The organism is Nocardiopsis sp. LDBS1602 (genome assembly GCF_035818715.1).
Classification (GTDB): domain Bacteria; phylum Actinomycetota; class Actinomycetes; order Streptosporangiales; family Streptosporangiaceae; genus Nocardiopsis; species Nocardiopsis alba.
On record NZ_JAYLVW010000008.1, the window covers coordinates 179,547 to 192,995 of the forward strand.

The window sequence follows — 13,449 nt, forward strand, 5'->3', positions numbered from 1 at the left end:
CACGCCGGGTCAGCTGCAGCAGCAGCACGGGCAGCAGCTACAGCAGCTGCAGCAACCTCCCCCGCCCGAGGCGCCGATCTCCATCATGGCCAGCGTGGAACCGAGCGACTCGATACCACCGGGCTGGTCGACACCGAACCCGAGGACACCCTCGTCGGTGGTGCTGAACTCCTCGACCGGCAGATCTCCGAGACTGTTGGACAGGTGGGTCTCGATCGACATGAGAACCTCTTCCCTCCCACGTGCGTCGCACGTCGGAACCGGGGAAACATGGGTGTCGCCATCATCGCCGGAGTCACTTACACCCCACCTACAGGGCACTTGCACCTTGTGAGCGCCTTCTTCGAATTCCTCCCGACCTCGCGGACAACGTTCCGAGGAGGGGGTCGAAAGACGACGTCGGCGGGCCGACCGGGCTCACACCCGACCGACCCGCCGACCGCACCGCCGAGACCCGCGAAGGGCCCGGAAGGCGCCGTTCTAGCTGCAGCAGCAGCACGGGCAGCAGCTACAGCAGCTACAGCACTCGCCGCCGCCCGAGGCGCCGATCTCCATCATGGCCAGCGTGGAACCGAGCGACTCGATACCACCGGGCTGGTCGACACCGAAGCCGACGACGCCCTCGCTACTGGTGCTGAACTCCTCCACCGGCAGATCTCCGAGACTGCCGGAGAGGGGGCCGGTCTCGATCGACATGAGAACCTCTTCCCTCCCACGTGGACGACACGTGGGGATCGGGGAACATGGGCGTGGCCATCATCGCCGGAGCCGGTTACACACCGCCTACCATCCGGTTGCTCTCCTGGCGGAGCCGGGGGTGACGACCCGAACGCGAACGGTGATCGCACTTCGGAGGGCGCGGGCGACGACGAACGACGGCGGCCGAGGAGACCCGGCTCCCCTGTCGATCGGATCACCGGGTCAGGAGCAGCAGCAGCACGGGCAGCAGCTGCAGCAGCTGCAGCAGCCACCGCCGCTACCGGAGGCGCCGATCTCCATCATGGCCAGCGTGGAACCGAGCGACTCGATACCACCGGGCTGGTTGGCACCGAAGCCGAGGACACCCTCGTCGGTGGTGCTGAACTCCTCGACCGGCAGATCTCCGAGACTGTTGGACAGGTGGGTCTCGATCGACATGAGAACCTCTTCCCTCCCTCGTGCGAACACGTAGGGGTCGGGGGAATATGGGCGTCGCCATCATCGCCGGATCGACTTACACGGCACCTACACCGTGGTTGCGCGGGAGGAAGACGGGGCCGGAGGACCCCTGCCCAAGGGGAACGCCCCGCGCGGAGGACCGCTCGGGGCGTTCACGACCGGAGGAAGGTCGGTCGCGGATCCGGGTTCACCGACCCGGGGCGGACCCGTCCGTGGGGGGCATCTCCAGATCCGACTTGGTGATCTCCTCGACGTTGACGTCCTTGAACGTCACCACGCGCACGTTGCGGACGAAGCGGGCCGGGCGGTACATGTCCCAGACCCAGGCGTCCTCCATCACGACCTCGAAGTACATCTCGCCGTTCTCGGTGGAACGGGGCTGGAGGTCGACGTGGTTGGTGAGGTAGAAGCGCCTCTCGGTCTCCACCACGTAACCGAAGAGGCCGACCACGTCGCGGTACTCGCGATAGAGCTGAAGCTCCATCTCGGCCTCGTACTTCTCCAGGTCCTCAGAACTCATCTGCGCGCTCGCTTTCGTCAGCACTCTCCGGTCGTGATGTGCCGGTTCCCCTCACGTGGAGACACCGCGATCACCCGACTTGTTCCCGCCGGGGACACGGGCCACTCGTTCGAAGAACGCCGATACGATCCAAGATCCATCATGCGTCACGAAACGCGTCTTCGGGCCCCGACGAGAGGATTTCTCCTCGACGCATCGGACGTCCTCTCCGAACGGAGACCTCGAAGCCTCCCGACGGGGCCGCGGATCACTCGGATTCGAGCTCTTCGAAGGCGGGGGGAACGCTCAGACCTCCGGCCTGGCCGAACGGCCAGATGATGACGAACGCCCGACCCACCACGTGGTCGATCGGAACGGTACCGCCGCCGGGGTTGTTCTGGTTGGAACGGGAGTCGCTGGAGATGGCCCGATGGTCGCCCATCAGCCACAGCTCGCCCTCGCCCACCTCGATCGGCCCGAACTCGGTGTGGCTCTCCACGCTGCCCGGGTAGAGGTAGGACTCCTCGTTCAGGGGCTGCCCGTTGACCAGGATCCGGTTCTGCTCGTCACAGCACTCGACCGTGTCGCCGGGCAGGCCGATGACCCGCTTGATGTACTCCTTGCCGGTGGGCGCGGCGCCCAGCTGCTGCTGCACCCAGGTGAAGGCACCGCTGACCGGGTTGGTGGGCTCGGGCACCTGGACGGTGTTGGGGTCGTCCCACGACCCGTCGCCGTCGAAGACGATGACCTCACCGCGCTCGATGTCGCGGATCTGGTAGACGACCTTGTTGACCAGCACCCGGTCCCCGACGAGCAGCGTGTTCTCCATCGACGTGGAGGGGATGTAGAACGCCTGCATCAGCCAGGTCCTGATCACGAACGCCAACACCAGGGCGATCACGATCAGGATCGGGAGTTCCTTCCAGAAGGACCCCTTCTTGGTACTGCTCTGCGAATCGCTCATCGTGGCGTCCGTCCTCTCCTCCGACTCCTCGCCACCGGCATCGGAGACACCACTGGCTCCCAGGCGCTCATGCGCCTGGGAGCCAGTGTCGGAGCCATGCTCCTCCGGGCCGGACCGGACGGAATCCTCGTCCTGGACCCCGTCCGCGCCGAGGCCCTTCTCGTCTTTGCTCATCGGCCGAAAGCCTATCCTGCCTCCTCGCCGAACGGCGTGGTTCCGGCCGGATACGGCTACGGGAGCGAAGACTACTTGGCGGCGGGCTCGCGACGCTCGCGGATGCGGGCGGCCTTGCCGCGCAGGTCACGCAGGTAGTACAGCTTGGCGCGACGCACGCGACCGCGGGCGGCGACCTCGTACTTCTCGATGGCGGGGGTGTGGATCGGGAAGGTACGCTCCACGCCCACGCCGTAGCTGACCTTGCGGATGGTGAAGGTCTCACGGTTGCCGGCGCCCTGACGGCGGATGACGACACCCTTGAAGACCTGGACACGGGTACGGCTGCCCTCGGTCACGCGGACGTGAACGTTGAGGGTGTCACCCGGGCGGAACTCGGGGACGTCGGTGCGAAGCTGAGCCTTCTCAAGCTCCTGAATGGCGGTGTGCATCTCGCGAATCCTCATCGGTAGCGCGCCGCGTCCTGCCCCCCGGCCGCTCCGGGGAGGGGTTTCACGGGCGGGACCCCTTCGGGTCCGAACAGTGGAACCACCCGGTGACCGACACAGAGGCCGACGTCGTACCGCCGGCATGCGGATGCCTCAGGGTCACCGAGGGGGAACCCACCCAGTCTGCCACATCCGGCGGGGCCGCTCGAACGGCCCGCCACGTGCTCTTGCGAACACCGCTCAGCCCTGACGGGCGCCTTCGTTCGGCTCGGAGGAGGGCCGCTCGGCCTCCTCCGCGAGCACCTCGCGGTCACGACGGTCCAGCCCTTCGTCCGGGGTCGCCGCGATCAGGTCGGGACGGTTGCGCGCGGTCTTGCGCAACGCCTGGTCCCGACGCCAGCGATCCACGGCGCCGTGGTTGCCGGACAGCAGCACCGGCGGGACCTCCAGTCCGCGCCAGGCCACGGGCTTGGTGTAGACCGGCCCCTCCACCAGGTGCTCCATGCCCCCGGAGGCGAAGGAATCCTGCACGTGGGACTCGCGGTTGCCGAGCACCCCGGGCAGCAGCCGGGTGATCGCCTCCACCATGACCAGCGTGGCGGACTCTCCCCCGTTGAGGACGTAGTCGCCGATGCTGATCTCCTCGACCGGCATGCGCTCGGCCGCGTCCGCCGCGACCCGGGAGTCGATCCCCTCGTAGCGACCGCATCCGAAGACCAGGTGTTCCTCACCGGCCAGACGTTCGGCGTCGGCCTGGGTGAAGGGACGGCCGCTGGGGGTGGGGAGGATCAGCCGCGCGGGCCGGTCCGCGACGACCTCGTCGAGCGCCTCGCCCCACGGCTCGGGCTTCATCACCATGCCGGGACCGCCGCCGTACGGGGTGTCGTCGACGGTGTTGTGCCGGTCGTGGGTCCAGGAGCGCAGGTCGTGGACGCGCACGTCGAGCAGGCCCGCCGTACGGGCCTTGCCGATCAGGGACAGGTCCAAGGGGGCGAAGTAGTCGGGGAAGATGCTGATGATGTCGATGCGCACGGCGTACTCGTTCGGTCAGTCGGTGCTCTGGAGGTCGAGCAGTCCGGGCGGCGGGTCCAGGGTGAGGCGTCCCGCGGCGACGTCCACCTCGGGGACCAGCGCGGCGACGAAGGGCACCAGGACCTCGTGTCCGGCCTCGGCGGTGATCACCAGCACGTCCTGGGCGTGGTGGAGGACGTCGTCGATCCGACCCACCGTCTCTCCGTCGGTGGTGACCGCGGTCAGGCCGATGAGCTCGTGGTCGTGGAACTCGTCCGGATCGTCCAGGGGGGCGATGTCCTCGGAGTCCACCAGGAGCGTGGTGCCGCGCAGCGCCTCCGCGGCGTCGCGGTCGGCCATGCCCTTGAAGCGGACGAGCAGCCTGCCGCTGTGCCGCCGGATCGAGGCGATGGTCAGCGGTCCGACGGAGGCCGGGTCGGTGTGGAGGACGGCGCCCTCGGAGAACCGGGCGTCGGGGTCGTCGGTGCGCACGTCGACGGCGACGTCGCCGCGGATACCGTGCGCTCGGCCGATCCGGCCCACCACGAGTCGCATGAATGTCTTCCTTAGATCGTTCCGGCCCCGGGCCGGTCCCGGGGAACGTCGTGCCCCGGCCCCGACGGGTGCCCGGGCACGACAGCGGGGCGCCGACCATCCCGGGCGGCGCCCCGAGCGGCGGGGCCGCGCCCATCGGGGAGGTCCCGCAGGGGCACGCGCCCCCCCCCCCCCCCCCGGTTCTTTTAGTGGTTTTCGGTGGCGGGCCCCGCCCCCGGGCGGCGCGGGTGCCGCGCCGGGCGGGGGGCCCGGGGGCCCCCCCCCCACGACTGCGGGGCGCCGACCATCCCGGTCGGCGCCCCTAGAGGCGGGTCAGCGCACTTCGTGCAGGTCCAGCAGGTCCACGCGAACGTAGCGACCACCTGCGAGCGAACCGACGACGGTCCGCAGCGCCTTGGCGGTGCGGCCGTTACGGCCGATCACCTTGCCGAGATCGTCCGGGTGGACCCGGACCTCGAGGACCTTGCCCTTGCGGAGCCGCTTGGCTCTCACCTGGACGTCCTCGGAGTTCGCGACGATCCCCTTCACGAGGTGCTCAAGCGCCTCTTCCAGCACGATCAGGCCTCGCCCTCGGACTTCTTCTCGGCCTCGGCGTTCTCAGCGGGCTTGTCGTCCGCCTTCTCCGCCTTCTTCTCGGCCTTCTTGGTCTTCTTCTCCTGGCCGGGGAGCACGAGCTCCTTCAGCGCGGCCTGGAAGGCGGCGTCGGCGGCCTCGGGGTCCTTCGCCTCGGCGACCTGAAGCGGGGCCGGCGCGGCCAGACCCTTGAACTTCTGCCAGTCACCGGTCTTGCGCAGGAGGACCTTCACCGCGTCGGAGGGCTGGGCGCCCACGGACAGCCAGTACTGGACCCGCTCGGAGTCGACCTCGATGAGGCTCGGGTGCTCCTTGGGGTGGTACTTGCCGATCTCCTCGATCGCCTTGCCGTCACGCTTGTTGCGGGCGTCGGCGACGATGACACGGTACTGGGGCGTACGGATCTTGCCCATACGCTTGAGCTTCAGTTTGACAGCCACTGGAGTGGTCTTCTCCCGATTAACGGTGTTAGGCGCCTGACGGCGGACCACGTGGGGTTGTGGAACCCGTCGAGGCATGACGTGGGCGACGGGCTAGTTAGAGGGCTGGACCGCCACCGTTAGTCGACTTCTCATTGTGCCAGACGCCGACGTGTTACTTGGACAGGACACCGGCACGAGTCCCGCCGCGTCCACCGGTCGTCCTCACGAACACGGCCCGCCCCGGGGTCCGGGGCGGGCCATGACACTCGTCACCGACCGTTCGGTCGCGTTCGTCCTACTTGTCCTTGCCGAACTTGAAGTTCGACAGGTCCGGCATGTTGGGGCCGCCGAAACCGGGCGGAAGGGTGGGCTGCTGACCGCCGCCCAGGCCCGGAGGGAGCTGCGGGGTCTCCTGGGGCCCCTCCTCCTGACGCCGCCGGCGCTCGGCCTCGCGTTCGGCCTCCTGCTGACGGGCCTTCATCGGGTTGCCGCTGCGCTGCTTGCCCTTCTTGACCTTCTTCGCCTTCTTGGCCTTCTTACCGCCGCCCATGCCCGGCATCCCGGGCATCCCCGGCATGCCGCCGCCGTTCTTCATCTTGCGCATCATCTTCTGCGCCTCGAAGAAACGGGTGACCAGACCGTTGACGTCGCCGACCTGGGTACCGGAACCGTTCGCGATACGCAGTCGACGCGAACCGTTGATCATCTTGGGGTTGGCGCGTTCGGCCGGGGTCATCGACTGGATGATCGCCTGGATGCGGTCCAGGGACTTGTCGTCGATGTTGTCGATCTGGTCGCGCATCTGGCCCATGCCCGGCATCATGCCGAGCAGGTTGCCGATGGGCCCGAGCTTGCGGACCATCATCATCTGCTGGAGGAAGTCGTCCAGCGTGAAGTCCTCGTCCGAGGCCATGGTCGAGGCCATCTTCTCGACCTCGGCCTCGTCGAACGTGCGCTGCGCCTGTTCGATGAGGGTGAGGACGTCGCCCATGTCCAGGATGCGCGAGGCCATCCGGTCCGGGTGGAAGAGGTCGAAGTCCTCGAGCTTCTCGCCGGTGGAGGCGAACATGATCGGGCGACCGGTGAGGTGCCTGATCGACAGGGCCGCGCCGCCTCGGGCGTCGCCGTCGAGCTTGGTGAGCGCCACCGCGTCGTAGCCGACGCCGTCGAGGAAGGCCTGGGCGGTGTTGACCGCGTCCTGACCGATCATCGCGTCGACGACGAAGACGATCTCGTCCGGCCGCACCGCGTCACGGATGTCCGCGGCCTGCCGCATCATCTCGGTGTCCACACCGAGACGACCGGCGGTGTCGATGATGACGACGTTGTGGTTGTTGCGACGGGCGTGCTCGATCGACTCGCGGGCCACCTCGACCGGGTCGCCGACACCGTTGCCCGGCTCGGGGGCGAACACCGGGGTGCCCGCGCGCTCACCGACCACCTGGAGCTGGGTGACCGCGTTGGGCCGCTGGAGGTCGGCGGCGACCAGCAACGGTGTGTTGCGGTCCGCCGAGAGCCACTTGGCCAGCTTGCCGGCCAAGGTCGTCTTACCCGCGCCCTGGAGACCCGCGAGCATGATCACGGTGGGCGGGTTCTTCGCGAACCGGATCTGGCGGGTCTCGCCACCGAGGACCTCGACGAGTTCCTCGTTGACGATCTTGATGACCTGCTGGGCGGGGTTGAGGGCCTTGGAGACCTCCTCACCGCGGGCGCGCTCCTTGATCCGCGCGATGAAGTCGCGGACCACCGGCAGCGCGACGTCCGCCTCCAGCAGCGCGAGACGGATCTCGCGCGCGGTCGCGTTGATGTCCTCCTCGGACAGGCGCCCCTTGCCGCGCAGCGAGGAGAAGACCGATGTCAGCCGGTCGGAAAGCGTCTCGAACACGAGTCAGGCCAGTCCTTCGTCTCGGGATTGCTCATCTAGACTACCCGCCCGCTCCTCCCCGGCGTCACCTCCGTCGTCGTCCGCGTCCCCGAACGACGACGCGGGGCGCGCGAGGCCCTCGGCTCCGCACGCCCCGCGTTCCGGGACACCCGGGGATCACTCTCCCCCGTCGGCCCCCTCGACACCGTCCTCGGTGCCCTCGGTCTGCTCGGTGGTCGCGCCGTCCTCGGCGCCCTCACCGTCCTCGGTGGCCTCCGCGTCACCGGACAGCGTGGCCTCCTTCTGCTCCACCAGGGCGGCGAGCATCTCCTCCTGCTGGGAGGAGGTCAGGCCGCGGGTGGACAGGACCGCGTCGGCGTCGATGTTGTAGTCCTCGGGGTCGGAGCTGGTGACGTTGTAGTCGATGCCGCACGACAGGTCGAGGGTGCCACCGGCCTCCAGGGAACCGGACTCGGAGCACTCCTGGGTACCGAGCTCGTCGTTGCTGAAGGTCACGTCCATCCGGATCAGGACGGTGCCGCTGCTGTTGGACCCGGCGTCGTAGACGGTGCCGGACCAGGTGCAGCTCGGACCCTCGTCACAGTTCAGGCTGCCCGTGTCCGCCTGCCAGGCGGCCTCCACGCGCGCGTCCCGGGAGTTCGTCAGCTCCTCCTCGGCCGCGGTGGTCAGACCGGAGTAGAGCTCCTCGACGGCGGCCTCGTCGGCCTCGGCGAGGTCCAGCCGGACCTGGGGACCGTTCTCGGCGCCCTCGGGGACCAGTTCCTCGATGGCGATGCGCACGAGCCGGTTGGTCTCGGCGTCGACCCAGACCTGGTTGCGCTCGCCCGCCAGATCGATCCGGTAGACGCGGGTGCCGTCGAGGTCCTCCTCCACCGCGTTGTCGTCGTCCAGCTCCATACCGCCGAGGATCTCGGCGAGCGCCGGCGGCGCGAGGGTGCTGGAGGGGTTGATGCCCGCCTGCCCGGTGGTGGCCCGGACCCAGTTGCCCTCGAAGTCGTCGCTGTCGGGGCCGAAGACGTTCCGGTCGAGCCAGAACTCCTCGTCGGCGCGCAGGAACAGCTTGCCGTCGGCGACCGCCACCTCGGCGTTCGCGCCGTTGACCTGGAAGGTCCCCTGTGCCGCGCCGCCGTCGGCGACGGTGAGGGTGGTCTCCTGGACGTCGGCGCCGACACTGCCGGCGATCTGCCCGGTGGCGACCAGGGCCGGGTAGCCGGCGAGGTCCGCCAGGGCCTCCTCCAGCAAGGGGGCCGCGTCGACCGGAGCGGCGGTCTCGGAGGCGGGCTCCTCCGTCTCCTCGCCGTCCCCGAGGGAGCATCCGGCCAGGCCCAGCACGGCGATCGTGCCCATCGCGGCGAAGGCGAACCGTCCGCCTCTTCGCCCCCTGGTGTGAGTAACCGGCGCCATCTTGCCTCCTGCCCCCTACGAACGCGGGGTGCTGATACGAATCGGCGTGAAGTGGGTCGTCGGAGAGGGATCGGCTCCTGACGGCCGCCCTCCGCTCTCCGGTACGGGGTGCGGGTGCGTGTCCCCTCCGGTTCGCACCGGACGGGGAGGGTGGACTCGAGGTCACCCGTCGATGGTCCGCCGCCCTCACGGGGTCGGACCGCCGCACCGCTCCGAAAGGGTACCGAACCGCGACATGGGCCACCGCCGAGAACGCTCGGCGATCATGTGCGCATATCCGACGCCCAGGATGAGAACTGTACTTCCAGCGGAAGAGTGACCTGTCCATCACGCCCGAGGACGTCCGCGCTCCCGCGGACGCCCGATTCCACACCCCGGTGAAAGCGGAAGGGGCCGGCGGGTGTCCCCCGCCGGCCCCTTCTCACCTCAGCGCGTCGATGGTCCGGAGGCGTCGACCTCGACGTTGAGATCGCTCCCTCCGCCCCGCGATGAGGCCTTCTCCCCGCCCGGAGGCATCGACGGGGAGAGGGTCCGGTCCTTCGTCGCCTCGAACTCGTCGAAGGAGTAGGCCGACTCGGAGTGCAGCTCGTGGTCGAGGCCGTTGGTCTCGATCTCCTCGGGGAGACGGAACCCGATGATGAGGTCGATCACCTTCGCGATCAGCCAGGTGACGGCGAAGGAGTAGAGGAGGACACCGACGATGGAGACGGCCTGCGCGGCCAGAAGGCCGGGACCCCCGCCGTCGAGGATCCCGCCGCCCTCGCCGCCGGGCACCGCGGAGGAGGCGACCAGCCCCAGGGCGAGGCAACCGACGATGCCGCCCACCAGGTGGATACCGACCACGTCGAGGGCGTCGTCGTATCCGAACCTGAACTTCCAGCCGATCGCGTAGGCGCACAGGGAGCCGGCCAGGGCTCCGACGACGATCGCGCCGACCGGGGTGACGTCGGCCGCGGCCGGGGTGATGGCGACCAGGCCGGAGATCGCGCCGGAGGCCAGGCCCAGGGCGCTGATCCTCCCCGAGCGGAGGCGTTCGACCAGCATCCAGGCGACCATGGCCGCGGCCGTGGCGACCTGGGTGTTGACCAGGGCCAGCGCGGCCTGCTCGTCGGCCGCGTAGGCGGAACCGCCGTTGAACCCGAACCAGCCGAACCACAGGAGGGCGACGCCCAGCAGGACGAAGGGCATGTTGTGGGGTCGGGTCCCCTCGGAGCCGAAGCCCTTGCGCCGGCCGAGGACGATGACCAGGGCCAGCGCGGCCGCCCCGGCGTTGATGTGGACGGCGGTGCCGCCTGCGAAGTCGATGACCTCGGGCAGCCCCGTGTACTCGTGCAGCGAGGAGATCCAGCCGCCGCCCCAGACCCAGTGGGCGACGGGGAAGTAGACCGCCAGGGCCCAGACCGGAACGAAGAGGAGCCAGGCCCCGAACTTGGCGCGGTCGGCGATGGCCCCACTGATCAGGGCCACGGTGATCACCGCGAACATCAGCTGGAAGCCGGCGTCCACCAGGAGGGGGTATCCGCCCTCCGGGTCGACGCCGGTGACGAGGTCGGCGAGGCCGACGTGGTCGAGTCCGCCGATGAACAGGTCGAGGGCTCCCCTGCCGGGGGCGTAGGTCAGGGAGTGACCGACCAGCACCCACAGGACGCTGACGAGGGCGATGCTGCTGAAGCTCATGAGCATCATGTTGAGGACGCTCTTGGCCCGCGCCATGCCTCCATAGAAGAAGGCCAGCCCCGGGGTCATGAGCATCACCAGCGCGGCGCTCATCAACAGCCACGCGGTGTTTCCCGTGTCGATCATCTGTCGCCTCCAAAGGACGTCTCGCGAAGGCGGTGTTCGACGAGCGCACCGTCGAGCCCGGTCGTGTCCACCACGGCGACCACTGTCCGACCCCGGTGTTTCCCGACCGAGCCGGCCGTGTTGCGCGAACGTGAAAGAGCCGGGCGTGGTGTTACGAAGACGTGAACGCCCGGACCGCACACGCGAAGACGGCCGGGCGCCCCGTTCGGGGTGCCCGGCCGTCGTGCCCGGTGGCGGCCTCGGCTCAGCCGAGGATGGCGTCCACGAAAACCTCCGGGTCGAAGGGCGCCAGGTCGTCCGGGCCCTCGCCGAGACCGACGAGCTTGACCGGGACGCCCAGCTCCCGCTGGACCTGGACGATGATGCCGCCCTTGGCGGTGCCGTCGAGCTTGGTCAACGCGATGCCGGTGACGTTGACGACCTCGGCGAAGACCCTCGCCTGGCGCAGGCCGTTCTGGCCGGTGGTGGCGTCAAGGACGAGGAGGACCTCGTCGACCTGGGACTTCTTCTCCACCACACGCTTGACCTTGCCGAGCTCGTCCATGAGCCCGGTCTTGGTGTGCAGACGGCCCGCCGTGTCGATGATGACGGTGTCGGCACCGTCCTCCACACCGCGCGCCACGGCGTCGAAGGCCACGCTGGCGGGGTCGGCCCCCTCCTCCTTGCGCACGACCGGAGCGCCCACCCGGGAGCCCCAGGTCTGGAGCTGTTCGCTCGCGGCGGCACGGAAGGTGTCGGCCGCGCCGAGGACCACGCTGTGGCCGTCGCCGACCAGGACGCGGGCGAGCTTGCCGGAGGTCGTGGTCTTGCCGGTGCCGTTGACGCCGACGACCATGATCACGGCGGGACGGTCGCCGAGCGGTCCGGTGCGCACGGCGCGGTCGGTGTCGGATCCGATCTGCGCGAGGAGCTCCTCGCGCAGCAGGGCGCGCACGTCGTCGGTGTCCCGGGTGCCGAGCACCTTGACCCTGGTGCGCAGGTTCTCGACGATCTGGGTGGCCGAGGTGACACCGATGTCCGCGGTGATCAGCGTGTCCTCGATCTCCTCCCAGGCGTCCTCGTCGAGGTTCTTGGCGGAGAGCAGGTTGAGCAGCCCCTGACCGAGGGAGCTCTGGGAACGGGCCAGACGCGCCCGTAGGCGGACCATGCGTCCGGCGGACGGTGGCGGGGTCTCGATCTCGGGTTCGGCCGGTTCGACCGGGGACGCGGGAAGGGGCTCCTCCACGGGAGGGGCCTGGGCCGGAGGCGTGACGACGGTCCCCGGATCCCGTTCCCGGTCCTCCTCCGGCGCGGCCGTCCCGGTCTTCTCGACGACCTCCGGCTTGGCCTCCTCCTTGCCCGGCGTGACCGAGCGTCGGGCCTTGACCAGGAAGAACCCGCCGACCACCAGAAGGGCGACGACGACGATGATGCTTACGAGCAAGGTGTAGTCCATAGCGGGACCAGTCTCCCAGAGTGTTCGACGCCTTCGCATCACACGGTGGTGACGCGCGGGCCGCGATCGGCCTCGTCAGAGCCCGCTCAGGTGCCTCTATGACGTGTGGTGCGCAGGATGAGCACGAAGAAGGGCGCGCCGAGAAAGGCGGTCACCACGCCGATCGGCAGCTCCGCGGGGGCGACCACGGTACGGGCGACGATGTCGACGGTGACCATGAAGGCGGCGCCGATCAGGATGGTGACGGGAAGGATCGCCCGGTAGTTCGACCCCACCAGGCGACGCACGATGTGCGGCACGACGATGCCCACGAACCCGATCAGTCCGCTCACCGAGACCGCCGCCGCGGTGGCCAGAGAGGCCGCCGCGATGACCGCGCCGCGCACGAGGGCCGGGTTGAGGCCGAGGCTGACCGCCTTGTCGTCCCCCAGCGCGAGCATGTCGAGCAGGTAGCCCGAGAGCAGGAGGACGCCCAGTCCCACCAGCGCGTAGGGGAGGATCAGGCGCACGTCGTCCCAACCGCCGCGGCCCAGACCGCCCAACAGCCAGGCGTAGATGCGCTGAAGCTGATCCACGCCCATCTGTTGGACGAGGGTCTGCGCCGCGGACAGGAAGGAGGAGACCGCCACACCGGAGAGCACCAACGCGGCGGTGCCCCCTCCTCCGGCCGTGGCTCCGAGCAGATAGGCGGAGGCCACGCCCGCGAGGGCGCCGACGAAGGCCGCGACGGGGACGAGCGCTCGAGGGTCACCGAAGAGGTCCTGACCGAACACCATGACCATGGTGGCGCCGAGACCCGCGCCGGCCGCCGCTCCGAGCAGGAACGGATCGGCCAGGGGATTGCGGAAGACGCCCTGGTAGGCGCCTCCCGCGGTGGCCAGGAGGGCACCGACGATCGCTCCCGCCACCACTCGGGGCAGACGCAGCTCCATGAGCAGCGCCTCCTGCCGTTCGGTGAGGGGGGTCTCCACCCCGCCGAACGGCAGGAGGGAGAGCAGGTGACGGAAGACGTCGGCGGCCGTGATGGACGCCGCGCCGGCGGAGATGCCGAAGAGACCGGCCACGAACAGCGCCGCGGCGCCGCCCAGCAACCAGCCGAACGGGATTCCGAACCCCTTCACTCCTCCGCCTCTCGCCC

General features: G+C 69.4%; 15 protein-coding genes. All 15 read right to left on the reverse strand.

What is annotated here, in order from left to right:
* Positions 1 to 9: 9 nt before the first annotated feature.
* Entirely contained in the window at positions 10 to 222 is a 213-nt protein-coding gene (locus U9J66_RS21310) for a hypothetical protein (RefSeq protein ID WP_326338487.1), read from the reverse strand.
* Between the two features lie 258 nt (positions 223 to 480).
* On the reverse strand, positions 481 to 696 hold the full coding sequence (locus U9J66_RS21315) for a hypothetical protein (RefSeq protein WP_161111324.1): 216 nt from the start codon (positions 694 to 696) through the stop codon (positions 481 to 483).
* Between the two features lie 225 nt (positions 697 to 921).
* On the reverse strand, positions 922 to 1,137 hold the full coding sequence (locus U9J66_RS21320; RefSeq protein ID WP_017535507.1) for a hypothetical protein: 216 nt from the start codon (positions 1,135 to 1,137) through the stop codon (positions 922 to 924).
* Positions 1,138 to 1,345: 208 nt separating this feature from the next.
* Positions 1,346 to 1,678, reverse strand: coding sequence for a DUF2469 domain-containing protein (locus U9J66_RS21325; RefSeq protein WP_014908883.1), 333 nt, complete (start codon positions 1,676 to 1,678; stop codon positions 1,346 to 1,348).
* Positions 1,679 to 1,925: 247 nt separating this feature from the next.
* On the reverse strand, positions 1,926 to 2,795 hold the full coding sequence (gene lepB, locus U9J66_RS21330; RefSeq protein ID WP_017535506.1) for a signal peptidase I: 870 nt from the start codon (positions 2,793 to 2,795) through the stop codon (positions 1,926 to 1,928).
* Positions 2,796 to 2,866: 71 nt separating this feature from the next.
* Positions 2,867 to 3,226, reverse strand: a complete 360-nt coding sequence (gene rplS / locus U9J66_RS21335; RefSeq protein WP_014908393.1) for a 50S ribosomal protein L19 — start codon at positions 3,224 to 3,226, stop codon at positions 2,867 to 2,869.
* A gap of 237 nt (positions 3,227 to 3,463) precedes the next feature.
* Positions 3,464 to 4,255 carry a tRNA (guanosine(37)-N1)-methyltransferase TrmD gene (gene trmD / locus U9J66_RS21340; protein WP_161111322.1) on the reverse strand — a complete coding sequence of 264 codons (792 nt, stop codon included), beginning with the start codon at positions 4,253 to 4,255 and terminating at the stop codon, positions 3,464 to 3,466.
* A 15-nt stretch (positions 4,256 to 4,270) separates the two neighbouring features.
* Positions 4,271 to 4,789, reverse strand: coding sequence for a ribosome maturation factor RimM (gene rimM / locus U9J66_RS21345; RefSeq protein ID WP_014912623.1), 519 nt, complete (start codon positions 4,787 to 4,789; stop codon positions 4,271 to 4,273).
* Between the two features lie 312 nt (positions 4,790 to 5,101).
* Positions 5,102 to 5,344 (reverse strand): RNA-binding protein, encoded by a 243-nt coding sequence (locus U9J66_RS21350; RefSeq protein WP_014910206.1) that lies wholly within the window; start codon positions 5,342 to 5,344, stop codon positions 5,102 to 5,104.
* Between the two features lie 2 nt (positions 5,345 to 5,346).
* The gene (rpsP, locus tag U9J66_RS21355; RefSeq protein ID WP_014912015.1) at positions 5,347 to 5,802 is read right to left on the reverse strand and encodes a 30S ribosomal protein S16; all 456 of its coding nucleotides are present in this window, start codon (positions 5,800 to 5,802) and stop codon (positions 5,347 to 5,349) included.
* A 277-nt stretch (positions 5,803 to 6,079) separates the two neighbouring features.
* Positions 6,080 to 7,669: a signal recognition particle protein gene (ffh, locus tag U9J66_RS21360; protein ID WP_014908911.1), complete on the reverse strand. Its 1,590-nt coding sequence runs from the start codon at positions 7,667 to 7,669 to the stop codon at positions 6,080 to 6,082.
* Between the two features lie 156 nt (positions 7,670 to 7,825).
* Entirely contained in the window at positions 7,826 to 9,073 is a 1,248-nt protein-coding gene (locus tag U9J66_RS21365; RefSeq protein WP_326338489.1) for a hypothetical protein, read from the reverse strand.
* Between the two features lie 426 nt (positions 9,074 to 9,499).
* Positions 9,500 to 10,876 carry an ammonium transporter gene (locus U9J66_RS21370; protein ID WP_017535503.1) on the reverse strand — a complete coding sequence of 459 codons (1,377 nt, stop codon included), beginning with the start codon at positions 10,874 to 10,876 and terminating at the stop codon, positions 9,500 to 9,502.
* 244 nt (positions 10,877 to 11,120) lie between these two features.
* Positions 11,121 to 12,311, reverse strand: a complete 1,191-nt coding sequence (gene ftsY, locus U9J66_RS21375) for a signal recognition particle-docking protein FtsY (protein ID WP_014911541.1) — start codon at positions 12,309 to 12,311, stop codon at positions 11,121 to 11,123.
* A gap of 86 nt (positions 12,312 to 12,397) precedes the next feature.
* A complete protein-coding gene (locus U9J66_RS21380) occupies positions 12,398 to 13,432 on the reverse strand; it encodes a FecCD family ABC transporter permease (RefSeq protein ID WP_014911109.1) in 1,035 nt (344 codons plus the stop codon).
* Between the last annotated feature and the right edge of the window lie 17 nt (positions 13,433 to 13,449).